The organism is Legionella sp. ST3F1 (assembly GCF_048553315.1).
GTDB lineage: Bacteria > Pseudomonadota > Gammaproteobacteria > Legionellales > Legionellaceae > Tatlockia > Tatlockia donaldsonii.
Genome location: NZ_JBLZIO010000004.1, coordinates 1 through 25,250, shown reverse-complemented (window position 1 = coordinate 25,250; position 25,250 = coordinate 1). Strand labels below are relative to the sequence as shown.

The window sequence follows — 25,250 nt, the reverse complement described above, 5'->3', positions numbered from 1 at the left end:
AAGGGTTGACGTAACGGCAAGGTCAATAGATATAATAATTTTTTTAAACCTGTTAAAACGACCATTAATCCAGTCATCAAATTGATTGCATAAACTAAGTTAAATTAGCAAGTTTCTGTAGTTGTTATTTTTAAGAATCACTTCAGGTGCACACCATCAAATACCCTATTCATCATCAGCTTAAGTCCTATCTTCTGCTGACTCATAGACTTTATTTTTGTTTCGCTTGCCTACAGCAACAACAAGGAGAATCATTTTATTATCGTTAACTTGGTAGACCAATCTATAGCCAGCCTGATGCAATTTTATCTTATAGCAATCTTTAAGATGGCCACTAAGTTTGGCAGAAATAACATGCGGATTTTCCAGTCGCCGTTTTAATAGTTTTTTAAACTGTTCCTGCAACTCCTTCGATAGTTTCTTCCATTCTTTTAACGCAAGCGGATGGAAATGTAACTCATAGATCATCAAGCGCAACCTTAACTGGCGTAAAGGGCTCTGAAAGGCGTTGTTCTACAATGCTTTTTAGCTCGCTTTCGTCAACAGCATCCATCAGTTTTTCAAAAGTTTCTGCTGGAATTAAATAAGCAGCAGCTACATTATGGTTAAGAATCACCACGGGCATCCCATGCGCATCATTAATAAGTTTTGTGGGATTTTTCTTTAATTCGCTAATGCTAGCGACTTGTGTTGCATATAAAGTTTGCATTTTAATGACCTAAATAAATACCTTTATTATGACTTAATTATAGTGCTTTTTATAATAAAAGGTCAATCATCACGAAATTTATAAAGGGGATTAGGGAAGTTGAATCAAAAGATTATTTAAGTATCCCTAAGAAAAAATTTTAAGCAACATCTCTTTCACGATTGTGCGCCTGCTTGCGATCCCTTTCATTTAGGAGAAAGCCAATGAGATAAAAGTTGTTTTTTCTGTGTTAATTCTATTAAGTTACACCTTCATTTACATTTGATTTTTTATTTCTTATCCAGTCTTTAAGGCTTTCTAATGCACAAGTCCAATCCCAACCTTCTTCAAAAGATTCAAGAGCCTGTTCTGCCTGCTCAAACATATAATCAGCAACCTGCAAAATAAATTGCTTGTCTCTATCTTTATACAAGAACTCAAGCGCATTAATCATTTCATAAATAATGAATCCATACCCATTTTCTGTATAACGGATGTACTCAGGGAAATAAAATGCATAGTCAATGGCTTTCTTTATCTCTTCCCAGTCTCCATTGGCAAGTCGCATTCCAATAGATGCACTTAAAGCCCTCCATAAGACAGAATTATATTGTGCATTTAAAAGAACAATTTCAGCCAAATGTTCTTTAGTAAAAGAGTTTAAATACTTTTTCAGCTGATGCATATCCACAGGTGATTTAGGTCCTCTGTTAAGGTACCGAGATTTTTCAGAAGGCATTAACTTCCCCTTGATTTAAACGTTATTCTAATATTCACCCATTGAGCACCATGCTACTTTTGCTACTCGTTGACAAACGAGCATACCTATATTGATCAGATAATACAGTGTTCACAAGGATCATAACAATATTCATCGCATCAAAATGAATGCATTTATGTAGCAATATATTGCTACATAAATGCTACATATCGCTACAATTTCAGAGATTAATAAATTTCACTGGATCACGTCTTGTTTCTGCCATTTTCCTTATTTATAGAAAATTATTATAAATAAGGAACTCTTTGCAAAAAACAAAAGAACTTAAAAAAACAAAACATGAAGAAACCCAAGCCACAACTGAGGACACCCTCTTTTGCCTATTTCAGGATGTGTTTTTTCGGTGTTCTTAGTGTAGCGTTATGTAGCAATACAGTAGCACGAGTTTTGCTACAATTAATTAATCGGATTTATAACAGAAAAAACCGAATTACCCTATGATTTAATGGATAATTTTATCCATCAGGTTTCAATGATTTGATGGTCGTGTAGCAATGTAGCAAATACATTAAATGACAAATTGTTTAGGACATTTTGCGAATAAGAGTCTATATTTGATCCTTAAAGGATATATCGATTATAAAGAAAATGTTTGAGATTCAATCAACCCAAAAGTAAACATTTTCTAAAGCAAGAAATAGACCACGAAGGTTTATGCACATACTAAGACACTTCTGATAATTCTTAAAAAGTCTTAAATACGATAAGAATTTTTAAGACTTTCATTGTTAATGATTAGGCTATCCTATAGAATAATTCTTAAATCCTTTAAGAATTATTAAGAACTTATGAAAAAACACAACAATTGGCATTATGCCCGCCCCGAACTAGCTAAAAAATATCTCGATCTATTTGAAATAGGTCTAACCTCTGCCCGAGGATTATTTGCTAGACGAAGAATGGGAAAAACCGAATTTTTGAAACAAGATTTTATACCTGCAGCTCAAAAGGCAGGTTATATTGTCGTCTATAGTAATCTTTGGGAATTAGAAATTGATCCTGCAACAGCTTTGGTTTCCGAATTTTATAAGACAATTGAGCCAAAAGGATTTAATAAAATTTGGACCAGTTTAAACAAGCCTATAAATATTAAAAAAGTTAAGGCCTCAGGAAAAATTACAGGTCTAGGGGAAAGGACTCTTGAGACAGATTTAGCAGAAACAAAAAAAGGAACCAGTACTTTATTAATGGAAGCAATGAATGCTTTCGATAAAACAAAAGATCAAATGATTTTGGTAATAGATGAAGCCCAAGTTTTGGCATATGAAGAGAACTCTCATTTTGCTCATGCTCTAAGAGCAGCATTGGATATCAGGAAAGAGCGTATAAAAGTAATTTTTGCTGGCAGTTCGGAAACCACTCTAAGACGTATGTTTGGGGTTGCATCAGAGCCATTTTATAACTGGGCGCCTCTAGAACCCTTCGAATTATTAGGAAAAGATTTCGTATTGGCTATGGTCGAAAGGGTAAATAAAATATCGAAATACCCAATGAGTATTCATGACGCTCTTGATGCATTTGAAAAACTGAAGAAGACTCCTGAGTTTTTTCGAAGATACATAGAATACTATTTAAGTAATCCGGAGGAGGGCACGGCTGCAGCTTTAGCGGCTACTAAAAGCAGGGTATTTAGTGATGATAATTTTAAGCGTCAATGGGAAACGTTATTGCCGGCCGATAAAATAATAATGTCAATGATTGCCAATGGAATAAGTGACTTACATGGAAAACTAGCTTTGCAAAAACTCGGTGAAGCCCTTGGAATTGATAGTGTTAATAAAAATACCACTCATAATGCACTAAGAAGATTATCGAATAAAAATTTGATTACTAAAATTGATTTTGGAACTTATCAGTTCGAAGATGAGGCTTTTGCTGATTGGGTAAAGCATTTAGCTGATTAATTTTGAAATCAGCCCAATTAACAAATTAATTTGATATTTCCCAGGGAAGAATAGGTATCAAAAGTATCGCTTCTGAGAATAGCCACGGGTTTTTTATCAATAGAGCTCAATGAAAAATTCACAATTGTCCATGTTTCATTTGTTTGATCATTTACAAAATATACACGGTCTCCAATTTTAAAAGGATCGGTGGTTATTTTACTTGCCTCTTCAATAGATTGGGGTAAAAATTTGCTTATATGAGCCATTTAATGGATGCCTTTAAATTTTAATGAAATGTAAATTTTTTGAGAATTATACATATTAAGGTTAGAAGTGCAACGTCTAAGCAGATAATCCGTTTGCTATTAAAGATTGGGCATGTAAAAATTTTATGACACAAAATAGTAAAAGTACATGGACAAAGATAAGGATAGGAATCACATGAACGATATCAAGTCATTTAAAATAAAAAAAATAGTTCTTCTTAAAATTACTTTTGCGGCAATTTTTTCCTGCACGACACTCAATGCCTATGCTGGCTTGCAATCCTATCACATCAAATACCACAAAGACTCCAAAATAAACAATGTTTCCTTATCCAATACTGAAGTATTAATAGAGTTCCACCGTAGTGGCAATTCACTGGGAAGACTCCTGACAAAAACGAATGAGACTCAAGGCATCACCATCGACAACACTTATGGGAAAAATTTGGTTATTCACGTGCTATTCATCGAGAAAGAGGGAAAAAGAATACGATGTTGGGGAGTATCTGCTGCTAAAACAAATACCATTGAGATTCAATGTGATAAAGTGGTTTCATTGAAAAAAACAAAGGGAAACACTGGAGAGTCCACTGATTCAATCCATTAAATCACTAAGAGCTCTCTGGTTAACAAGTATTGACAAAAAGAACAACGTGGCATGACACTATGTAACCTGCTTGATTATAAGGAAATAAACAAAAATGGCCAATAAAATTCGTGGTAAAGTCAAATGGTTTAATAAAGACAAGGGTTTTGGTTTTATTGAAAGCAGTGGCAAAGACTACTTTGTCCACTTTAGTTCAATTCAAAGTGACGGCTTTAAAACACTTCCTGATGGGGCAACTGTTCTTTTTAAAATGGGAAAAGGACAGAAAGGACCTCAGGCCGAGGAAGTAGAAGTTATCTAATAAATGACCACTATTAGATCTAGGCAAAACCGTTCTGATGACAATAACACTTATTTTTTTACTGTATGAAACCATCAAGGAGGAAAGAAGTGAATCAACGAGTTGCTTTAGTCACAGGGGGCACTGGTGGTATTGGTACTGCCATATGCCAGGAAATGCAAAAGTTAGATTATCAAGTCATTGCCTGTTATTTTAAACAAGGCAATCATGATTTGGCGAAAGAATGGCAGAAAAAACAGGCCATGCAAGGCTTTGATATCGACATTGTCTACGCCGATATTTCTTCCTTCAATGATTGTGAGAAAGTGACCGAATTGGTCATCGAAAAATACGGCAAGATCGATATTCTAGTGAATAATGCCGGTGTTACAAACGATGCCACTTTGAAAAAGATGACTCAAGAACAATGGCAGAATGTCATCCATGCCAATTTAAATAGTGTCTTTAATATGACGAAAACCGTGATATCCACCATGTTGGATAATAGTTATGGACGTATCATCACCATTTCTTCCGTTAATGGACGCAAAGGTCAATTTGGCCAGTGTAATTACGCGGCCACTAAATCCGCATTATACGGTTTTACCAAAAGTCTGGCACAAGAAGTCGCAAAGAAAGGCATCACAGTGAATACCATCTCCCCTGGCTATATTAATACCGAGATGCTTGCTTCTCTGAGGGATGACATTTTAGAAGCGATTGTTGCTCAAATTCCTGTGGGACGATTAGGCAAACCCCAGGAAATTGCTCGTGTTGTTGCTTTCCTTGCAGAAGAGCAAAGTGGTTTTATTACCGGCGCCAATTTTGATGTCAATGGTGGGCAATACATGTAACTCACTCGAAAGTCCATTGAGCGTTTATATTTTAAAGCCGCCATCCACATAAAGGATTTGCCCAGCAATGGGTGCGGCTTTATCAGATGCTTAATAATATCCAGCGGCATGAAAATGGGGGGCTAAAAATTTGTACCTATTCCCTGGTTTTTCAATTTTGATAAGTAATGACCAATTCATTGCCCTATTGAGCAGCACCAATAGAATGCGGATTAGCAAAATCGACAATCAAGCGTTTTTACTCTTCATCCGTCCTTGACTCCTGTTTTATTGTTCAAGAAGAACGCTCTACTTCTGAAGCACATAAGTTCCCGGTGCCGCTGGCAGTGAGGGATTCATGACCGATGATGCAATGCGTTTTTTAGTGTTTTGCTGGACTAACCACGCATGCCATGCTTGCCACCAGGAGCCCTCCCGCTTCTCTGCCATCGCAAGCCAGCTCCCAGGATTTAAGTAAGCCTCGCCTTGTTTATGCTCATGAACACGATAAGAACGTCCTGAGTGGCCAGGTTCACTGATGATGCCCGCATTATGCCCACCGCCAGTGAGAACAAAGGTCACATCCCCTTCTGTCATAAGATGGATTTTATAGACGGATTGCCAAGGGGCTACATGGTCTTTTTCAGTGCTCACCGCAAAAACAGGCAACTGAATATTTTCAGCAGCCACCGGCTTTCCTTCAACGGTGTAACGCCCTTCGGCAAAATCATTCTTTAAAAACAGTTTTTCAAGGTATTCGCTGTGCATTTTATAAGGCATTCGTGTAGCATCCGCATTCCAAGCGGTTAAATCAATCATCCCGCGCCGCATGCCATGCATGTAATCTTGAACCATTTTGGACCAAATTAAGTCATAAGCACGCAACATCTGAAAAGAACCGGCCATTTGCTTGGTATCCAGATACCCTTGCTCCCTCATCATACTTTTAAGAAAATCCACTTGACTTTCAGTCACAAAAAGCATTAATTCCCCAGCCTCAGTAAAATCCCCTTGGGCTGCCACGAGGGTCAAGCTGTTTAAACGTTCGTCCTTGTCTCTTACCATCGCAGCTGCGGTAATCATGGCCAGGGTGCCCCCTAAACAATACCCCATCAGATTGATTTTAGTTTCTGGCAAAAGGGTCGACACCGCATCAAATGCAGCCATAGCTCCTTGCCGATAATAATCATCCATCCCCAAATCCTGGTCCTCTTTGTCAGGATTGCGCCAAGAAATGATATATACGGTGTGCCCCTGACTTACGAGCCACTTCACTAAGGAGTTATGTGGTGATAAATCGAGAATATAATATTTCATAATCCAGGCTGGTAAGATAAGTATCGGCTCTTTATAGACTGTTTTCGTTTGGGCCTCATATTGAATGAGCTCAATTAAATGATTTTGAAAGACCACCCGCCCTGGGGTAATAGCCACTTGTTTCCCAGGGATAAAATGTTCAGAACCTGTAGGTGGTGCACCGGTTAGCTTTTCTAGCCAATCTTCGAATGCGATTTGGCCTCCTTGGATGAGATTAAGGCCCCCAGTGCGCCTGGCTTCATGGAATAAATCAGGATTAGACCAAACAAAATTGGAAGGGGATAGGGCATCAAGGGATTGACGTGCCCAGAACGAAACAATACGTTCCACCTGGTTGGGCAATCCTGGTACGTCCGTTGTGGCGCGTCGCCACCAATCCTCCATCTGCAAAAATCCTTCGGCGAATAAACGCCAAGGCATGGGCTGCCAACTGTCTTTTTTAAAACGCACGTCTTTACCATCCGCAGCACGTTCAACACAAACGATATTATTAATGCAATCCTTGGCATGAAAAAACGGATAAAAAGCAAGTTCCCACAAAACCCCAGGGGATTGGGCCAATTGCCAAAGCCAGGTGGAATAAGAAGAGCCGATGGCAGCAGGACTTATTCCTGCCGTCCATTTAGCCAAGTTGGCTTGCACTAATCGAGTGAAAAATGGAAAGAAGTTATCGGAAGTACCTCTATCAGCCTGTGCACAACACGAGAAATCTACCCCTTCTTGCAATTCTTGACTCTGAGTGAGTATCCTTTCCTTAGGACAACATTGTTTTTCTGATCTCTTCATGGCCACGACATCCCTGGCATTATGCCCTATAATCAACACGATATAATACAGCATAGCACAAGATTTAACCCATCAATTCCGTTTAAGGAGTCTCTCTTCGGAAATAGAAAGGCTAAATAGTCACCCCTTGCTGTCTCCTTGACCAAACAGCGCTCCTACTTTCCTACAAGAAACATTTTCTCATAGATTTTGGTCAATAAAGCGGGGCTTATTAACTTATCCATTTTAGGCTAAATTATTTTTGGTAACCTAATTGGTGTTATTTTTTGATAGGAATGAAATAACATAAAGCTACAGCCCTTTGGAGTTCCTTTCCTCGATAAATTGCGTCATCTGTCCTACTGTTAACGGTTTACTGCTGTAATAACCTTGCACTTCGAAACAGTGACTTGACCGTAAAAAATTGAGTTGTTCTTCTGTTTCGACACCACCCACCACCACATTCAATCCTAATTCTTGCGACAAAGCAATCGTCGATTTGATAATTAAATTATCATTTTCTCTGAGATGAGCATCTTCAATTAAGGTTTGTTTCAGTTTGATGGATTGGACTGGTGAATTTTTTAAGTGAGATAAAAAAGAATAGCCTGAGCCAAAATTATCAAAAGCAAGCTTTACCCCCATATTGCGAAGCGTACTTAATGTATCTTCAATCTTTCCCAAAAAATTGACTGCCGTTGCTTCCGTAATTTCAAGCTCTAACCAATCCGATGGCATTTGATATTCTTGTAAAATGTGCTTCACAGAAGAAATAAACCCTTTGTGTTGAAATTGATGAAGCGAAATATTAATCGCCAGGGTGCAGTTGAAAGGAGCGTAACTCTTTTTCCAATCCACATACTGCCTACACGCGGTTCGTAAGACCCATTCACCAATTGGAATAATCAAGTTAAAATGCTCTGCAACGGAAATGAATTCATCAGGAAAAACAACACCTCGCTTGGGATGTTGCCAACGCAATAAGACCTCCATCCCAACCATAGAATTCGTTTTTAAGTCAACCCGAGGCTGATAAACGAGAAAAAACTCTTGTCGCTCCAAAGCAAGATGCAACTCGGTCCCTATTCCCAAGCGTTTTGAATATTGTTTTCTAAGAGACGGTGTAAAGATTTGGCAATTATTTCGACCACATTCTTTGGCGTTGTATAAAGCAATATCGGCATTCTTACGAAGGGTTACTGCCTCCTCACCGGCATCAGGAAAGTAAGCAATTCCTATACTTAGTCCAATCATGACGGTATGACCTTTAATAAGGAATGGTTGACCCATCTTTTGAATCATAGTATTGGCCACTAATTTTGCCTGTTGTGGATTATTAATTTCTGTCAAAATAACAGCAAACTCATCTCCTCCTAATCGAGCCACACAATCTTCTTCGCGAAGACTTGAGCAAAGACGCTTCGCTACTTCACGCAATAGACCATCACCGACATCATGACCAAAGCGATCATTCACATTTTTAAAAAAATCCAAATCGATGCTTAACAGAGCCAGATGACGACCGTATCTTTTTGACCTGGCAATCTCACGTTTTAAATCCAGTTCAAACTGCAATCGATTGGGTAATCGGCTTAATACATCAAAATGGGCTAATTTCGATAATTTCTTTTGTACGCTTTCTAAATCTTTTAGCGTTTTTAGCAGTTCAGCATTCTTTTTTTCCAAATCCTGGTTCAGTAAATGAAGTTCCCTTGTCTTATTTTCCAACAATAATTCGGCTTCCTCGCGTGCTTTTCTTTCGCGATAATAAGAGCGCTCAAATATTGCTTTGTTCTCATTACTCAAAGGTAATCTCCAAACGACAATGATCATCTTTTTTTAACATGCAGTGAGTCTGCTTAATGGTAATTCTCTTTTTAAAATGTTGAGCGGCTCCTTGGATGAGACCTATTGCAAAATGGCAGAGCCTTCTATGTGATCGATATAACATAACCAATTGTTTTGCAGCAGGCTCTTCATAGCTAATGGTAGGTAATGTTTCATCTGGGTATAACTTTTCTACTTCCACATGAATTGTTCCATCAATGCTTTTTAAAAATTCTTTTAATGTCATGTCCTTTTTTAAAAAAATTGCGTACTTACTCGATAAGATAGGAAACATGTATTCACCAAAGGCCTCTAAAAAAACAGAAGCGTGCTGATTGGTCCTCTTCGCAATGGCCTGAATCAATTGCTGAAGTTCTGTATCCGAGTAAGTGCCGCCTGCTGTATAACTTCCACCACTTGGAAGGTCTAGTGAGGATACGAGTTGGTCCCAGGTTTCTATGCCAAATTGTTCTATAATCATGTTATTTAAGGAGGTAAAAACGATACCTTTCATCTATGGTCTCCAGCATAAAACAAATCTTTAAATCCCTTTTAATTAAGTAGCACGTCATTTCTCAATACTAAAATTGGTTTACCTACAGATGAATTCCTCATGAGTCCGCTCAATTTAACTAAAGAACTCTAACCTACTTTAATTCCTGATAACTATCCAGTGAGTCAGGTATTATTTTCTTCTCCTAATCGTATCAATATAGTTCAAATAACGATTATTTACCGTGTTAAAAATTAACAATGTTAAAAATAACAAAATAGGATTTTATTACCATTTCCTAAACAAAACTCAAAAATGATAGACATACCGTGTGGCTATATATGAAGCATAGCACATATGCTTTTTGAATGAAAAAACAAACCGACTTAATTGTACTAGGCAAGCAAATTCGCAAAATCAGAAAAGAGAAAGGTTTTTCTCAAGAGGGTTTTGCCAATTTCATCGAAATGAATCGGGGTTACTACGGGACTGTGGAACGTGGCGAAGCCAATATAACCATTTTAAATCTTCTAAAAATTCTTAAAGGATTAGATGTCACACCAAATGAGTTGTTCCCGCCCTCAACTTATGTGAGCTTGAAGAGGAAAATAACTAAAAACTCAGCCTCATAAACCATGATGAGTAAGGGGCTAATCTAATGCTTGATAAAGAAGTGGAAAATTGAAATAAAAACCCATGTAAAAAATGCCTGCAGGATAAGGAAAATTAATAAAGTTATAACAAAAGTACTTGTCTTCGTATACTCAATATTTTCATACGATATCAGGCATTAATTATCACTAATAATGAGTGTTCATTGGATCATTTCTAATGGTGTCAATGCCCATGTCTGTGGTGATGATAGCCACCAAATCGCTTCTTAACTGGCATGTTACCTTTTGAATCATCTTAAAATTTCTTCATAAAAGAATGGTAGAATCTTCGCAATAATTAAATACCCTACTTATCGTCTTCCTTAACTCCAACATCTATTCACATCCTTGGCAGTGAATTCAAATAATAATTTGAACTTATATTAAGCTTGGGGAGGTATAGATTCCCTATTCCAAAAGACAACTGATTTTTTCAACAAGTAGTCATGACTGGCACTGCGTATTTCTAAACGGTGCTATATTATATAAATGATTTATAAAATGAGGTGGGTTGTTTTTATATTGATTCTCTCTCACTTTATTTCATTGCAAGGAGCATAGATATGCCAAAGCAGAGACTTATTAAAGCAGTTATTGGGATAATGAGCGCGATACTTTTGTTGATCTCTTGCGCCCCATCAACAACGACCAATAATTCACACCGTGTTTCTCATACTTATGAAGGACACAACACGGGAGGAATAGGTTGGCATTAACATGAACAAGTATGTTTTTTGCTTTTCATCCCCTGTTCATGTAGTGCTATAGTAGGATGTTCAGTCCAAACAATTCATTGAAAAAATAATAAGGAGATTTCATTATGTTAAAAAGGAATGCGTTCATTTTATTGGCCGCTTGCAGCTTGGTTGCCACGCCACTCTTCGCAGAAGATATGCCTTCTGGTTCTCAAATGAATAATATGGGAATGCAAAGCTCTAATCAGCAGTCAACCCAACTGCAAGACGAAATGAAGCAAATGCAAGAAGCACTAAAACAAATGCAGGAGATGCATGATAAGCTTATGAATGCAAAAACAACGGAAGAAAAGAAATCGTTGATGCAAACACAAATGCCCATGATGGAAGAAGGCATGCACACCATGCAAAAAGGCATGAAGATGATGCAAAGTATGCACGATGATACAGCAAAACAACCCGAGATGATGGATCAACGTATGAAAATGATGCAAATGATGACGCAAATGATGCAGATGATGATGGATAGGCAAATGATGGGATGTCCCATGATGAAAAACCAATAACTCCTCTATAAGAGAGGCCTATCCTAGGGTAATTGACTCAAATCACCTGAGCTCTTATGAGATGTCTAAGAGCCCTATTGTCAGTAGCCCATTAAGATTGGCCTATTCAGAGCCTACCTATTTCATTGAACTCTATAAAGGGATGGTTTGGTGTATCATCATATAACCCAGTGACATGGGTGTGCAGATTGATGAGACCTCCTACATAGCTTTTGTTTTTTAGATTTGAGGCGGGCTGTTATTAATTAGCATTTTGCTCTCTGTTTTCAAACTCTGTTATATTAAAATTCCATAAAGTGATGTAAAAATAGAGAGAATAGGACGACACCTAATTCATGGGTCATGAATACAATTGGAAAATGATGGATAAAAACACGGCTGTTGCTCAAAGTCATGGAACTCCCATCGGCAGGATAATCGAAATCAATGGCCCTGTTGTCAGGATACATTGTGATGTACTGCCTCCTTTGCATCAATCTCTTAAAACTTACACGGACAGTGATGAATACATTTTGGAAGTGTGTCAGCACCTTGATGAGCATCATGTGAGAGCCATCACGCTCCACCGTGCCTCAGGATTGCAAAGAGGTTTAATAGTTTATGACCAAGGCACTTCGTTACAAATTCCCGTTTCAAAAGAATGCTTGGGCCGCCTTTTAAATATTTTTGGTGAGCCGTTAGACGGCGGCCCACCATTAGAAACCAATGAATATCGTGATGTTCTAGCCAAATCAGAACCACTTCAAATGACGAGCACTCAAGAAACCATTCTTGAGACAGGAATTAAGGTCATTGATTTACTTTGTCCCTTCGTCAGGGGCTCTAAAACGGGATTGTTTGGTGGTGCAGGAGTTGGAAAAACCGTACTCCTGATGGAATTGATGCATGCCATTATTCAATTGCATCAAGGAACCTCCGTCTTTGCTGGTGTTGGCGAGCGTATTCGGGAGGGACATGAATTGTGGCATGAGATGAAATCCGCAGGCGTAATGGATAAAACCCTCATGGTGTTTGGTCAAATGGACGAATCACCGGGAGTGCGTTTTCGCACAGGGTTATCGGCATTAACTTATGCGGAATATTTGCGTGATACGTTGGGCCATGAGGTTCTTTTTCTTGTGGATAATATTTATCGTTTTGTGCAAGCCGGCAGTGAAATTTCAGGCCTACTCGGCCGAATGCCGGCCAGTGTCGGTTATCAACCCACCTTAATGACTGAGATAGCGGAACTTGAAGAGCGCATGACATCGACTGCCAAAGGAGCAGTGACTTCGGTACAAGCGGTTTATGTTCCGGCTGATGATATGAGCGATCCGGCGGTGACCGGGATTATTACTCATTTGGATTCCATCATCGTACTCTCTCGCGCACAAGCAGGCAAAGGCATTTATCCCGCCGTAGATCCCTTAGCTTCCAAGAGTCAATTTATGGATAAAATCCTATTGGGCGAGCGACACTATTCCATTGCACAAGCCGTACGAGAACACCTTGAACATTATCAAGAATTAGAAGACATGATTTCTATGATGGGGATTGAAGAGCTTTCTCCTAAAGACCGTGCTATTGTGTTAAGAGCACGTAAACTGCAGCGCTATCTTAGCCAACCCTTTCATGTCACCAAGCTTCAAACAGGAATGGAAGGGAAATCGGTTTCATTAGAACACACATTAACCGATTGCGAATCCTTTCTAAGAGGCGATTACGATGAATTTTCAGAAGAAGAGTGTTACATGAGAGGTGCCATGGATAAAGGGAGATAACGACGGACATGGAGCTTTTTACTATCCATCTTAAGAGTGCCACACAATATGAAAAAATCGATAAGGTCATCAGTTTTGTGGGTGAGGATGCTTCTGGGCAATTTGGAATTTTAGCTCATCATAGCCGAATGATGACGTGCTTAAAATTCGGCTTGGCCTGGTTTCGTGATGAAAATCAAGAGACGGAATACTTAGCATTGCCAGGTGCCGTGGTTTATTTCATTGACAATCAATTGCATATTGCGACACGACATTATGTGCGCCATAAAGAATACCAAGCCATACAAAGGGTCCTGGCGGAAGAATTACATTGGGAAGAAAACAATCTATTGCGCACTAAAGAAAGCGTGCATCGTTTGGATGAAGAAATGTTAAAGCGTTTATGGGAATTAAACCGGCAGAACAGCTATGGAATTTAAAAATTCAAACAAGGAACTGGAACAACAAGTGAAACGAAACGTCCGCAAAATCAATAAAGCTAAAAAGGGAAAATCAACGTTATTAGCCCAAACAGTTTACCTGGGTACTTTAGGCTTTGTTTTTGTGTTACCCATCATTGCAGGAGCCTATCTCGGGGTTTGGCTCGATGAGAAAATAAAAGGGTATTCCATGAGTTGGACCATCAATTTAATCCTCCTTGGGGTGATTATTGGTGCCATTAACGTGTATCTTTTAATTAAGGACTAACCGTGGGAGAAGAAGGATTCTTAGCGCATTTTGCCTTTTCAATCGGTGGATTACCCATCACACAAAGCGTCTTAACCACGTGGTTCATTATGATCTCCTTATTCATCATGGCATGGAGTACCACTTACAAATGCTCTCTCCTACAGCCAAGCACGTACCAACTCCTTTGGGAGGGTGTTTTGAGCACCATGTACGATGCGATAAAAGAAGTATTGCCCAACCACGTTGAGTTGATATTTCCTTTTGTAGCCACCTTGTGGATTTTTATCCTTGTTTCCAATTTAATCGGTGTTATCCCGGGATTTTATTCACCAACGGCGGATTTATCGGTGACGGCATCCCTTGCGATAATAACTTTTTTATCGGTACACTGGTTTGGAATTCGTGCCGAGGGGTGGCGAGAGTATTTGAAACATTATATTAAGCCAACTCCTTTTTTATTGCCTTTTCATTTAATCAGCGAAATCTCTCGAACCTTAGCATTGGCCGTCCGCTTGTTTGGTAATATCATGAGCTTGCAATTAACCGCCCTGATTGTCCTCATGATTGCCGGATTTTTAGTTCCTATTCCAATACTCATTTTACATATTATTGAAGCCATCATCCAAGCGTATATTTTTGGCATGCTGGCCTTAATTTACATTGCTGGGGGCATTCAAGCCCATGAGCTTAAAAGCCAAGGAGAATCGTTATGAATGACATAAGTTGGTTTAGTTTAGCGTCAACCGTTATTGCAGCAATAGCCATTGCCATAGGAACTATAGGGCCAGCTCTGGCCATGGGGCGCGCGATTAGTCACGCCTTAGATGCTTTGGCAAGGCAACCTGAAGCCGAAAAATCCATCACCAGAACCTTATTTATTGGTTTGGCCATGATCGAGTCGTTAGCCATTTATTGTTTGGTGATTGTTTTGATTATCCTCTTTAGAAATCCATTATTGTCTTATTTTGTAACGCAACAGGGATAAAACCAATGGAACTCTCTTGGACCACTTTTTCATTAGAACTCATTAATTTTCTTATTCTCATTTGGATTTTGAAACGCTTTCTTTATGAGCCCATACAAAAAACCATATTAGAACGAAAAAAAAGAGTGCAAGAACAATTAGAGACTGCACAAACACTGCACAGGCAAGCAACGCAATTGCAAACAACCTATGAACATCGCCTTGCCGATTGGCAACAAGAGAAAGCGACCCTACAAAACGAGTGGCATGAGGCGATGGAGCAATGGAAATCAGAAGAAAGACTCCGGTTTGAAAAACAATTGCGTCAAGAAAAAGAGCAGGTTTTTTCCCATGAAATGCAAAAAGCCGCAGCCACCATTGAAAACAATGCCAAGGAAGCGTTTCTATTGGCTGGGAAATTTGCTGAAAAATTGTTAATGCCTTTTGCGGATGCCCATCTTGAAGAGAACATCATTAAAAAAACCATTGAGGATCTGAATCATTTTCCGGTAGAACAATGGCAATGGCTCAATACTGTGCCGGAAGAAGAAACCATTTCGATACAAACGGCCTACCCCATCCAAGAACATCAGAAACAGGATCTCTTGCAAGTCATTGAACAATTGTCGCCTAAAAAACTTACCGTCTGTTTCACGGAAAATCCAAAGCTTCTCGCGGGATTAACCCTGCAAATGGGCCCCATGTGCTTGCAAGCCAATCTTCGTGATGAATTAAAATTCTTTACAGAGACAAAAAATGAATTGGCCTAACACCCCTTCTTTTCTTGAGAAGCAACGACAACGCCTTGAGCGCTATCAATTTCAAATCAAGGTATCCGAACAAGGGCGGGTGGTTTCTGTTGGAGATGGGATTATCTGGATTAAGGGCTTACCAAGGGCTGCCATCGATGAAATTCTTATTTCAGAAGATGAGTGCTGTATTGCCATGGTGTTCCATCTCACCGAAGATCTGGTTGGCGCTGTGATGCTGGTACAAACCAAAAAATTAAAGGCAGGCACCCCTATTTTTCCTCTGAAACGCGTATTGAGTATTCCAGTAGGCGATAAACTGCTTGGGCGGGTGATTGATCCTCTAGGCCATCCATTAGACGGCGGTGAGATTCCGCCCCATGAAGAACAAGGATTACTGGATAGGCTGTCCCCACCTATTCTTCACCGCGACTTTGTGAATCGACCATTGTACACGGGAAATAAGATGCTTGATAATCTAATTCCCATCGGAAAAGGACAAAGGGAGTTACTGATTGGGGATAATGGGCTTGGTAAAAGTGCTTTAGCCCTTGACATTGTGATGAATCAAAAAGATAAAAATGTGTATTGTGTCTATGTGTTGATTGGCCAAAAACGTTCTACAGTAAGCTCTACCATTCAATTATTAAAAGAAGCCAATGCCTTGGACTATACGACTGTTGTGGTGGCCCAAGCGACGGCCTTACCAGGATTACTTTATCTAGCTCCTTTTGCAGGGTGCGCCATTGCCGAGCACTGGATGAAAAAGGGCTTAGATACCCTGGTGGTCTATGATGATTTGAGTGCTCATGCCAATAGTTATCGTGAACTGTCCCTTTTACTGCGTAGACCTCCTGGACGTGAGGCATTTCCTGCGGACATTTTTTATCTGCATTCCCGTTTATTAGAGCGCTCCACCTGTCTTTCCCCTGCTATGGGCGGCGGCAGTATGACCGCGTTGCCTATTATTGAAACCAAAGAAGGTGAAATGGCTACTTATATTCCAACGAATCTCATCTCCATCACCGATGGGCAAATCTTTTTTGATGAATCCTTATTCTCTTCTGGATTTCTTCCCGCCATTGATATCACCAAATCGGTCTCACGAGTCGGTGGTAAAGCGCAGCATCCACAAATTAAAAAAGAATCCGGTCGAATGAAACTTGATTACCTGCAATTTCTTGATTTGGAACTGTTCACCCGCTTTGGGGCGAAACTGGATGCCAAAATGCAAAAGCAGATTCAAAAAGGGAGAATTTTAAGAGAAATTCTAAAACAAGAACGTTTTTCACCACTACCCATTGAATTTCAACTCGCATGGCTAATTGCTTACAATGAGGGTTTCTTTGACGAATTGAATTTAGAAGACATCCCCAAAATTCTCAAAAAAATAGAGGGAGAAATAAAACAGAGCACTTTATCCTTGGGAAACCCACGAGAACAATGGGAAAAAGCGATAAAAGAATGGCTAATGGCATAGAACGGACTCATTATCCACTCCAAAGCAATGAGTATCACTTAATACCCGGATGGTATCATGACGAAACGAACCAAACTCAAAGAACATCTTCATACTTTAGAAGAAATTGGCCACATTATGACGGCCATGAAAAATCTTTCTTTAATTGAACTGGGCAAAATCACTCAATGTCTTTCCATGCAGGACAACGTCATTAAAACCATTAGTGAGGTGAGTCATGATTTTTTAAGTTTCTATCCCATGCCCCCCATGAATCAACAAGAAAATCCTCCCTTAGTTTCTATTCTTATTGGCTCAGAACGCGGCTTTTGTGGTTCTTTTAATGATAATGTGCTTCATCAGTTAGACGTGCACAAAGAGCACCATTCTGAATTGGAACCAGCACTCATTCTTGTAGGGCATAAACTGGCATTAAAAATGCCTAATGACCCTCGTGTCATAGCAACAATCGATGGACCCAATGCCATTGAAGAAATCCCAGACGTGATTTCAAACGTGTTACAAACATTAGAAAAAGCCTTATTGCAAAGAAATAAGACATGGCATTCTTGGCAATGGACTATTCTCTTCAATGAGGAAGAGCACAATCAAATTCAAGCAAAAACCTGGCAACCCTTTAAAGAGTTGGATACAAGTCCTGCGCCTTATTTTTCTGTGCCACCCGTTTTGAATGGTTCCAAAGACCAGTTTTTCGCTGACTTGGTGGAGCATTATTTACTGGCCATGTGTTATTCGATTTTATATCAATCGTTTTTTGCGGAGAATCATCAAAGACTGTTTCACTTAAACCAGGCATTAGATCGCTTAGAAAATAAAAAAAATGCATTAAACCATCGTCTCAATTTACTGCGCCAAGAAGAAATTACCGAAGAAATTCAGAATATTGTACAAAGCGCCGAAGCGATTATTGGTCATGAGCTCACATAGAAAGACAAGGTAAACTATAATATACTGATTGGACTGGGTTTCTAATCAATGAAATGAATTTTCTATAAATTCGTAGTCATCCCTTTCGAGTGATTGGAAATCGGTTACAGAATAGTGAATAAACTCATATGAGGCGGGAAAACACTCGTGCAGACTGCTCCACTTTAACCATTTTTTGAATCGTCATGTTAAGTGAGCTTTTGGAGAGAAAGGATGCTGTTTCAATACACTAAAAAGTTTACCTTACTTCGATGGGTTCGAACATTATCCATTTCTTTCCTGTTGGCGATGGCCTCTGTTTCCTTTGCACAACCCACAGCGGATGAGCATGCCGCACATCATCCAGGAGAAAAGGAGAAAGAAGGCGAGGGAATGAGTGGCATGATGAAAAATATAGGGACTCCCTCTAAGGAGCTTTACCCTTCTTTAATGAGTTTACCCACATTATCCCCTGAAAAACGCCTTGAAATTCAACAAAAGGCACACCAGCGCATCACCTCAGGCATCGCGCTCATGAAAGGTGGGCTTAACGAGCTTTTGTTGGCATCCAGCACTAACAATTACGCTAAAATGCAGGAAGCTTTAGAGAAATTACGAGAAGGGATTGCGCAATATGAGAGTGCACTGGCCGCACTTCGCGCCCTTTCTGAAGGAAAAAATCCAAGCGACATCGCCTTGCAGTGGTTTAAACGAGAAATGAATCTTCTTCCAACTAGTCCGCAAGCCGAGAATGTCTTAGGGGGGCCTTTTTTTCATTTAACGATTATTGCGCTATTTGCTCTGTTTTTTTTGGTCATGATTTGGATGTATTTTTTCAAAATGAGAAGAGCGGCTGCTTTGCTCGATCGCTTAATCCAACAAAATACGGCTGCTCCTTTGGATACCTCACCCCAATTCTCAAAAACACCTGAACCAACCCCTTCCTTAACATCAGTGGAGCCCATTAAATCCTCTCAAGCTTCTAAAGTGCCATCAGAAACAGCCCCAACTACCCCTCCTACCTGCCCCGCGCATAAATGTCCAGTCCCCCAATTTCCGGTCATGAGATCGCTCACCGAACCGGAAGAGAAATGGGAAGGACAACTTCGTGTTTGCCGTATCTTTCAAGAAGCACCAGGAATCAAAACGTATCATTTGGCATCAACCCATGAGGTGGCTTTGCCATTTACCTATTATCCTGGCCAGTTCATTACGCTCACCGCCTTAATTAATGGTAAAACGATAAGACGCAGTTACACCATGGCGTCCACCCCAACCCAATTGCATTATTGTGCCATCACGGTCAAGCGGGAAGAACAAGGCGTGTTTTCCCGTTATTTGCATGACGAAATTAAGGAAGGGGATTTACTGGAGGTGATGGGACCTAATGGTAAATTTACTTTTACTGGGGAAGAGGCAAAGAGCATTGTACTGATTTGTGGCGGGGTCGGCATTACCCCCATGATGAGTATCATCCGCTATCTCACCGATATTGGATGGCACAATGACATTTATTTGCTGTATTGTTGTCGCACGACGAGTGAGTTTATCTTTCGCGAAGAATTAGAGCAACTTCAAGAAAGATACCTGAATCTCCATGTGTATGCGTCGATGCTGCGTTCAGAGGGAACCGTTTGGATGGGGTTACAAGGCCTATTTACCAAGAATATCATCAGCCATCTTGTCCCTGATATTGCCTCTCATCGTATCCACGTTTGTGGTCCTCCTGCGATGATGGAAGCTATCCTTGGTATCTTAAAAGAGCTTAACGTGCCCGCTGATTTGATTCTAACAGAAGCATTTGGACCAGAAAAGAAACCAGAAATAGTCCAAGAAGACTTCATCAAAGCCGATACCCGTGCGATGGTTTCGTTTAGGAAATCCGAAAAAATGGTTCCAATTCTGCCGGACCGTACCCTTCTTGAAATCGCTGAAGCCAATGGGATAGCGATTGATAATGCGTGCCGAACCGGGCAATGTGGGTTATGTAAAGTGAAATTGCTGTCGGGGGAAGTGACCATGGCTTGTGAAGATGCACTTTCCAAGGAAGACAAACAACAGGGGCTTATCTTAGCCTGTCAGGCCAAAGCGACTCAAAACATTGAGGTGGATGCTTAATGAATGCGCAAGGACGTATGATGGTTTTGGGGTTAGTACTTCTAATGCTTATTACATGGCTAGGCTTTGCAGTCCATACGTCTTCTCGTTTTGCCGGGAGTTTTTGGGGTGGTGTGTTTGGGGTGAGTGGCTCGATATTGATGCTGATTCCGCTCCTCTACCTCTTTGTTAAACGCATTTCATTTTTGAAAAATTGGGTAACACACTATGTGTCCATGAATACGCTGTTGTCGTGGCATATTTACACAGGTATTATCGGCTCGATTTTAGTCTTGATTCATACAGGACATAAATTTAATAGCGCGCTAGGCATTGCTTTGACTGCTATGACGCTCATTGTCACGCTCAGTGGTTTTATTGGCCGTTATCTCATGGGCTTTATGACTCAGGAAATCGATGAAAAAAAGACAATCCTCTTGGGATTACAACAGCAATACCAAATCGTAGCTCAAGAATTACAAGCAAGCGCACACCCCAAGCAAAACATCGGGAAATTACATCTTATGACAGCTCGCTTTCTTTCCTGGCTTCTTGAAGACACCGCACTGGATGGTCAGTTAATCAAGTCAGCAGAAGTACGCGCTTTGTGTTTAGCAGATGCCATCTCTGAGCTGGAATACGCCATTCGTTTTCACGAGCACTTCAAGCGCCTGTTTCAAAAATGGTTAACCTGTCACATTATTACAGCACTGGTATTGTATGTTCTGCTGGGTTTGCACGTTTGGTCTGGAATTTATTTTGGATTAAGGTGGTTTCAATGAAGCTGAGTTGGGCTACCCTCGCTGCCCTTACCGTAATCGCGGCACTGTCTTTTATGGCCTATTATCTGTCTTCTCATGGAGATGAGGTGAGCAGTTTGACGAACGTAGCGGAGTGGCAAAGAATGGCAAGCCCCGGAGAACTTTCCAAAGCCCACTCGTTTTTAAGTCACAACTGCACTGCATGTCATACGCCTGTGAAAGGGGTTGAGGCAGCGAACTGTAACGTCTGCCATGCCAACAACGAATCTCTGTTAAAACGCCAGCCGACCTCCTTTCATGCCAACATAGGCAGTTGTGTTGAATGTCATAGAGAGCACCAGGGCAGAACAGCACGTATCACCCAGATGGATCACAATGCTTTGGTTTCGTTAGGACTTCAGCAACTTCGTGCCTTTTCAAATGCAAATGATGAAGAAGAACAGTTGATTATTAATCAAGTTATGCTCTTTTTAGCGCAGAACGAATCCAATAAGTCCACATTACGGGTCAACCCCCATTCATCACCTCAAGAACTGACTTTACGCTGCGCCTCATGTCATCAAAACAAGGACAAGCACTTTAAGTTATTTGGCGACGATTGTTCTGCTTGTCATGAAACGGCTCATTGGAGCCTCTCTGAATTTAGGCACCCATCTCCGAGTTCAATGGATTGTGCTCAATGCCACCAAGCGCCACCCAGTCATTATATGGAGCATTTTAATATGATTTCAAAAAAAGTGGCTCATGAGCATGAAGCCCGTGTCGATCAATGCTTCCTTTGCCACCAAACCACGTTGTGGACTGATATTAAAGGAGTTGGGTTTTATAAGCATCATTGAGGGACTCCTTCTCTACAATGGAAAATTATAAGTGCCATAACAATTTATTATGGCACTTACCAGGACTATTGATTGGGTGACTGTTTCTGCATCGGTATTTGATGTTGCATCAACAGAGGCATACCAGTAGGCGTTTGAATATATCCTTTATGCCAATACACAGTGGCATAATAAGCACTACAAATCATTCCTAAAATCGCAAAGAGAACGATGAGCCAACCAAAAACTTTTGCCAACGAAATACCGAAACCTTCGTGACGTGAAGTCCAGACAACCAAAATAATACCAAACGCTATAGCAATCAAAGACAACATCTGAGCCACATGAAATAGGAATGCTTCACCTGACATCATTGGCATCTGGAAATAGCCTGCATACCAGTATTTAATTGCGTAATAAGAACTGCATAATTCCCCTAAAATCCCAATAATGACAATCAGCCATCCAAATACTTTGCTTAATCCAGTACTGTTGCCTTCATTACGTAATGCCCAGACGACCAACATGATTCCAAGCGCTATTGCGATAAGGCCGAGCATCTCGGCACTGTGAAACATAAACATCATGGTGCACCTCCTTTACTGTCTTGTTGTTTACCAAAACGAGGTATAAACCCAGGAGTAACCGCAGCGTAGCGTTGATATTCCTCACCAAACTCCGCCAAAACCTCTTTTTCTTCCCTACGTGCGAGACGAACATACATATAAACCAGTATAGGAAACATGATTAAGGTCAGAATGGTTGGCCATTGCAATAAAAAACCAATCATCACCAGAATAAACCCATCATATTGCGGATGACGAATTTTGGCATACAGCCCACTGGTTGCAAGTTGATGCTTCTTTTGAGCACGATAAAGAGTACCCCAGGCGGATGCAATCATCCAAAGACCGCCGATAATGAAGACAAAACTTAAGATATGAAAGACATCAAAATGGGGATCACCTTTCAAGCCAAGCAGGGTATGGAGTAAATGACCACTGTCATGACCGTATAAATCTACTCCAGGATAATATTTAGAAAGCCATCCTGACAGAAAATAAATGGTTAAAGGAAAACCATACATTTCGGTAAAATAAGCGATGACAAACGCAGAAAAAGCACCAAAGGCGCGCCAATCTCGCCTTGTTTTAAACGTGGTGGTAAAACTGTACGCAAACAAAATGAAAATAGCCGAATTGACAATGACCAATAACCACAAACCATAGGCATACGAAGTATGTTCCATTTTCGATTAATCCTTATCCTCAGACGAGTCGTCCTCATTATCAGACTTATGATGATGCTCCTCTTCATGACCTCCATGTCCTCTATGCATAAACAGATGCATTAGTGGACAGAGTAAGACTAACAGCAAAAAAGGCGAAGCCCCAAGAAAACTCGCAATGTGAGCACCATGCTCTACAATCAAGAAATAGCCAATAATCCCAATAATGATGATGGCCACCATACCAGAAGGAGAACTCCAAAAGTGCATCTCTTTTTGTGGTTTTGATGACTGCGGGTGATGCTTAGGTTCAGGCGACATGATGTGCCCTCCTTTGCTCATTAAATTTTATTAGTATAGTCCATCCTGATAAAAGATTGCGCCAGTAAAGTATCACCCATATATTGTTCAAATTTCGAACTAAAGTGCTATCTTGTCTATACTTAGATTGATAAGTATTGGATTTAGACTAGCTTAGAAATAACGCTATCACATCCTTTACAAGGAGCGGCAATATGTGGACTTTAAAGACGTTGAAGCGGTTTGTTGCTGTAGCCGCTTTGATAGGCTCAACTGCTGTAGCCGCTGCTTTTGATACCTCAGTCAAAAATGATTCCCAATTAGGTTCTATGATATTGGCTGCCAGTGTCCATCATCCACCTCATTGGACACCTCATGGTGGACATGGTAAGTGGCATTGGGATGGACATAGATGGCATTGGATTCAATACCACTACAAGTGGCATCATAACTGGCATCAAAATTGGCACCAACAAAACTGGCATCACGGTGGACAAGGTGGACACGGCTGGCAAGGCGGGCATGGCAGCGGACATTAAGAAGAAGGGAGCTCATTCTCTTGATGCGTGGTACTGTATTAACATGTTGTTAAGAGGTTTTTTTTGTGCCAAATATATTCAGTCAGGTAAATCAGTCACCGTCATAAAGACGTGGGGAAGGACCTTCTAATCTTTGGGGAGAGTAAGCCTAATACCCCAATCAACACCAATAATAGGACAATGAGCCCCAGTAAGAAGAGGCATGAAATTCAAGCAGGATAACTCTCCTTATAGGCTTAGGCTTAAATTTGAAAAATATCCGCGAGTTCCTTGGGCTGTAACTGCTTTATCGTATCGACTCAAGGCATGAATGTATGCCGCTTGCCGCATATCTGTTTGATATTGTTCCATCAGCTGCCAAATATTCTTGAATTCACGGGATATGATAGTCTGTAATTCTTCTTGAACTTTTTCCATACTCCAATAATAACCTGATTTATTTTGAACCCACTCAAAATAGCTTACGATGACCCCACCCGTATTGGCTAATATGTCGGGTACAATTAATACTCCCTTTTTCTGCAATAGTGCATCGGCCTCTAAGGTTATTGGACCATTTGCAATTTCAATGATTATTGGCGCCTTAATTCTGGCTGCATTTTCTTGGGTAATTTGATTTTGTGCAGCAGCTGGGATAAGTAAATCGACATCGAGTTCCAATAACTCTTCATTCGTAATGGTAGCATCCTTCGCAAGTTTACAAACAGACTCTTTGCAATATATGGACTGCACCTCTTTAGAGCTGTTTTTTATTTCAATCATGCGAGGTATATCGATGCCTTTGGTATTATAAATTCCTCCTTTCGAATCACTTATCGCAACAATTTTATAGCCATTGTCGTAAAGCAGCTTAGCAATACTTTGTCCCGCATTACCAAATCCTTGAACAGCAACTCGTAGCTCAGAAGACTGCCATTTTTTCTTTTTTTCAAGAATTTTAATGCAATAGTAGGCACCTAGACCGGTCGCACCCTCACGCCCCAAGCACCCTCCCAAAGAAATAGGCTTGCCTGTGATTACCGCTGGACTATTTTGCCGAACAATGGTGGCATACTCATCCATCATCCAGCCCATGATCATCTCATTGGTATACATATCAGGAGCAGGGATGTCTTTGTCTGGTCCAATAAAATCCGCTATTAACTCAATGTAGCTTCGACTTAATCGCTCCAACTCCATGCGAGATAATTGTTTTGGATCAACAATTACCCCACCTTTTGCACCACCAAAGGGGATGTCGACGACAGCGCATTTTATTGTCATCCATAATGCAAGAGTTTTTATCTCATCTAAATCCAATTTTGGATGAAACCGTATGCCCC

General features: G+C 40.3%; 29 protein-coding genes. 18 read left to right on the top strand and 11 right to left on the bottom strand.

Annotation, left to right across the window (positions count from 1 at the left end; translation table 11 throughout):
• Positions 1–180: 180 nt before the first annotated feature.
• The 3 genes from ACN4Z1_RS04295 to ACN4Z1_RS04285 form a co-directional block, all read right to left on the bottom strand.
• The gene (locus ACN4Z1_RS04295; RefSeq protein WP_011212544.1) at positions 181–468 is read right to left on the bottom strand and encodes a type II toxin-antitoxin system RelE family toxin; all 288 of its coding nucleotides are present in this window, start codon (positions 466–468) and stop codon (positions 181–183) included.
• On the bottom strand, positions 458–709 hold the full coding sequence (locus ACN4Z1_RS04290; protein WP_011212545.1) for a type II toxin-antitoxin system Phd/YefM family antitoxin: 252 nt from the start codon (positions 707–709) through the stop codon (positions 458–460). Before ACN4Z1_RS04290 ends, ACN4Z1_RS04295 begins: the two co-directional genes overlap by 11 nt.
• Before the next feature lie 238 nt (positions 710–947).
• Positions 948–1,427: a hypothetical protein gene (locus ACN4Z1_RS04285; protein WP_021460582.1), complete on the bottom strand. Its 480-nt coding sequence runs from the start codon at positions 1,425–1,427 to the stop codon at positions 948–950.
• Between the two features lie 830 nt (positions 1,428–2,257).
• On the opposite strand from ACN4Z1_RS04285, the gene ACN4Z1_RS04280 reads away from it, so the two are divergent.
• A complete protein-coding gene (locus tag ACN4Z1_RS04280) occupies positions 2,258–3,373 on the top strand; it encodes a hypothetical protein (RefSeq protein ID WP_021460581.1) in 1,116 nt (371 codons plus the stop codon).
• Between the two features lie 17 nt (positions 3,374–3,390).
• Here the strand turns inward: ACN4Z1_RS04280 and ACN4Z1_RS04275 are convergent, their stop codons facing one another.
• Positions 3,391–3,621, bottom strand: coding sequence for a hypothetical protein (locus ACN4Z1_RS04275; RefSeq protein WP_021460580.1), 231 nt, complete (start codon positions 3,619–3,621; stop codon positions 3,391–3,393).
• A 175-nt stretch (positions 3,622–3,796) separates the two neighbouring features.
• Between ACN4Z1_RS04275 and ACN4Z1_RS04270 the strand changes: the two genes are divergently transcribed.
• The 3 genes from ACN4Z1_RS04270 to phbB all read left to right on the top strand — a co-directional run bounded on the left by ACN4Z1_RS04270 (position 3,797) and on the right by phbB (position 5,362).
• The gene (locus ACN4Z1_RS04270; protein WP_021460579.1) at positions 3,797–4,228 is read left to right on the top strand and encodes a hypothetical protein; all 432 of its coding nucleotides are present in this window, start codon (positions 3,797–3,799) and stop codon (positions 4,226–4,228) included.
• A gap of 94 nt (positions 4,229–4,322) precedes the next feature.
• Positions 4,323–4,529 (top strand): cold-shock protein, encoded by a 207-nt coding sequence (locus ACN4Z1_RS04265; RefSeq protein WP_021460715.1) that lies wholly within the window; start codon positions 4,323–4,325, stop codon positions 4,527–4,529.
• Between the two features lie 89 nt (positions 4,530–4,618).
• Complete coding sequence (gene phbB / locus ACN4Z1_RS04260; protein ID WP_021460714.1) at positions 4,619–5,362, top strand: acetoacetyl-CoA reductase; 744 nt, start codon at positions 4,619–4,621, stop codon at positions 5,360–5,362.
• Between the two features lie 288 nt (positions 5,363–5,650).
• Here phbB and ACN4Z1_RS04255 read toward each other — a convergent pair whose 3' ends face one another.
• From ACN4Z1_RS04255 to ACN4Z1_RS04245, 3 genes are all read right to left on the bottom strand, one after another.
• Positions 5,651–7,444: a PHA/PHB synthase family protein gene (locus tag ACN4Z1_RS04255; RefSeq protein ID WP_031297984.1), complete on the bottom strand. Its 1,794-nt coding sequence runs from the start codon at positions 7,442–7,444 to the stop codon at positions 5,651–5,653.
• Between the two features lie 291 nt (positions 7,445–7,735).
• Positions 7,736–9,256 (bottom strand): putative bifunctional diguanylate cyclase/phosphodiesterase, encoded by a 1,521-nt coding sequence (locus ACN4Z1_RS04250; RefSeq protein ID WP_031297987.1) that lies wholly within the window; start codon positions 9,254–9,256, stop codon positions 7,736–7,738.
• Positions 9,222–9,764, bottom strand: a complete 543-nt coding sequence (locus tag ACN4Z1_RS04245; protein WP_021460711.1) for a heme NO-binding domain-containing protein — start codon at positions 9,762–9,764, stop codon at positions 9,222–9,224. Before ACN4Z1_RS04245 ends, ACN4Z1_RS04250 begins: the two co-directional genes overlap by 35 nt.
• Before the next feature lie 347 nt (positions 9,765–10,111).
• Here ACN4Z1_RS04245 and ACN4Z1_RS04240 point away from each other — a divergent pair, with 347 nt between their 5' ends.
• The 13 genes from ACN4Z1_RS04240 to ACN4Z1_RS04180 all read left to right on the top strand — a co-directional run bounded on the left by ACN4Z1_RS04240 (position 10,112) and on the right by ACN4Z1_RS04180 (position 21,882).
• Positions 10,112–10,375, top strand: a complete 264-nt coding sequence (locus ACN4Z1_RS04240; RefSeq protein ID WP_015961459.1) for a helix-turn-helix domain-containing protein — start codon at positions 10,112–10,114, stop codon at positions 10,373–10,375.
• A gap of 841 nt (positions 10,376–11,216) precedes the next feature.
• A complete protein-coding gene (locus tag ACN4Z1_RS04235) occupies positions 11,217–11,657 on the top strand; it encodes a substrate of the Dot/Icm secretion system (RefSeq protein ID WP_021582720.1) in 441 nt (146 codons plus the stop codon).
• A 335-nt stretch (positions 11,658–11,992) separates the two neighbouring features.
• Positions 11,993–13,417 (top strand): F0F1 ATP synthase subunit beta, encoded by a 1,425-nt coding sequence (gene atpD / locus ACN4Z1_RS04230; protein WP_058393157.1) that lies wholly within the window; start codon positions 11,993–11,995, stop codon positions 13,415–13,417.
• An 8-nt stretch (positions 13,418–13,425) separates the two neighbouring features.
• On the top strand, positions 13,426–13,836 hold the full coding sequence (locus ACN4Z1_RS04225; RefSeq protein ID WP_058393158.1) for a F0F1 ATP synthase subunit epsilon: 411 nt from the start codon (positions 13,426–13,428) through the stop codon (positions 13,834–13,836).
• Positions 13,826–14,104, top strand: a complete 279-nt coding sequence (locus ACN4Z1_RS04220) for an AtpZ/AtpI family protein (RefSeq protein ID WP_011946150.1) — start codon at positions 13,826–13,828, stop codon at positions 14,102–14,104. Before ACN4Z1_RS04225 ends, ACN4Z1_RS04220 begins: the two co-directional genes overlap by 11 nt.
• 41 nt (positions 14,105–14,145) lie before the next feature.
• The gene (locus tag ACN4Z1_RS04215) at positions 14,146–14,799 is read left to right on the top strand and encodes a F0F1 ATP synthase subunit A (protein ID WP_237758685.1); all 654 of its coding nucleotides are present in this window, start codon (positions 14,146–14,148) and stop codon (positions 14,797–14,799) included.
• A complete protein-coding gene (locus tag ACN4Z1_RS04210) occupies positions 14,796–15,071 on the top strand; it encodes a F0F1 ATP synthase subunit C (RefSeq protein ID WP_011946148.1) in 276 nt (91 codons plus the stop codon). The genes ACN4Z1_RS04215 and ACN4Z1_RS04210 overlap by 4 nt, the downstream gene beginning before the upstream one ends.
• Positions 15,072–15,076: 5 nt before the next feature.
• Positions 15,077–15,820 (top strand): F0F1 ATP synthase subunit delta, encoded by a 744-nt coding sequence (locus tag ACN4Z1_RS04205; protein WP_021460705.1) that lies wholly within the window; start codon positions 15,077–15,079, stop codon positions 15,818–15,820.
• Entirely contained in the window at positions 15,807–17,279 is a 1,473-nt protein-coding gene (locus tag ACN4Z1_RS04200; protein ID WP_021582718.1) for a F0F1 ATP synthase subunit alpha, read from the top strand. The genes ACN4Z1_RS04205 and ACN4Z1_RS04200 overlap by 14 nt, the downstream gene beginning before the upstream one ends.
• A 57-nt stretch (positions 17,280–17,336) precedes the next feature.
• Positions 17,337–18,206, top strand: a complete 870-nt coding sequence (locus ACN4Z1_RS04195) for a F0F1 ATP synthase subunit gamma (RefSeq protein WP_021460706.1) — start codon at positions 17,337–17,339, stop codon at positions 18,204–18,206.
• A 213-nt stretch (positions 18,207–18,419) separates the two neighbouring features.
• Positions 18,420–20,303 carry a 2Fe-2S iron-sulfur cluster-binding protein gene (locus tag ACN4Z1_RS04190; protein WP_021582717.1) on the top strand — a complete coding sequence of 628 codons (1,884 nt, stop codon included), beginning with the start codon at positions 18,420–18,422 and terminating at the stop codon, positions 20,301–20,303.
• The gene (locus ACN4Z1_RS04185) at positions 20,303–21,064 is read left to right on the top strand and encodes a hypothetical protein (protein WP_021460709.1); all 762 of its coding nucleotides are present in this window, start codon (positions 20,303–20,305) and stop codon (positions 21,062–21,064) included. Before ACN4Z1_RS04190 ends, ACN4Z1_RS04185 begins: the two co-directional genes overlap by 1 nt.
• A complete protein-coding gene (locus ACN4Z1_RS04180) occupies positions 21,061–21,882 on the top strand; it encodes a hypothetical protein (RefSeq protein WP_021582716.1) in 822 nt (273 codons plus the stop codon). Before ACN4Z1_RS04185 ends, ACN4Z1_RS04180 begins: the two co-directional genes overlap by 4 nt.
• 65 nt (positions 21,883–21,947) lie before the next feature.
• Here ACN4Z1_RS04180 and ACN4Z1_RS04175 read toward each other — a convergent pair whose 3' ends face one another.
• Genes ACN4Z1_RS04175 through ACN4Z1_RS04165 form a run of 3 tightly spaced genes read right to left on the bottom strand, consistent with a single transcriptional unit; the run spans position 21,948 to position 23,410 of the window.
• On the bottom strand, positions 21,948–22,448 hold the full coding sequence (locus tag ACN4Z1_RS04175) for a hypothetical protein (protein WP_021460677.1): 501 nt from the start codon (positions 22,446–22,448) through the stop codon (positions 21,948–21,950).
• A complete protein-coding gene (locus tag ACN4Z1_RS04170; RefSeq protein WP_021460678.1) occupies positions 22,445–23,110 on the bottom strand; it encodes a methyltransferase family protein in 666 nt (221 codons plus the stop codon). The genes ACN4Z1_RS04175 and ACN4Z1_RS04170 overlap by 4 nt, the downstream gene beginning before the upstream one ends.
• A gap of 6 nt (positions 23,111–23,116) precedes the next feature.
• Positions 23,117–23,410, bottom strand: a complete 294-nt coding sequence (locus tag ACN4Z1_RS04165; protein ID WP_021460679.1) for a DUF2933 domain-containing protein — start codon at positions 23,408–23,410, stop codon at positions 23,117–23,119.
• A gap of 194 nt (positions 23,411–23,604) precedes the next feature.
• Here ACN4Z1_RS04165 and ACN4Z1_RS04160 point away from each other — a divergent pair, with 194 nt between their 5' ends.
• Positions 23,605–23,928, top strand: coding sequence for a hypothetical protein (locus tag ACN4Z1_RS04160; protein WP_021460680.1), 324 nt, complete (start codon positions 23,605–23,607; stop codon positions 23,926–23,928).
• A gap of 228 nt (positions 23,929–24,156) precedes the next feature.
• On the opposite strand, the gene ACN4Z1_RS04155 is transcribed toward ACN4Z1_RS04160, so the two are convergent.
• Positions 24,157–25,250: Glu/Leu/Phe/Val family dehydrogenase (locus tag ACN4Z1_RS04155; RefSeq protein ID WP_419413437.1), on the bottom strand; the 1,094-nt coding region annotated here is incomplete at its 5' end.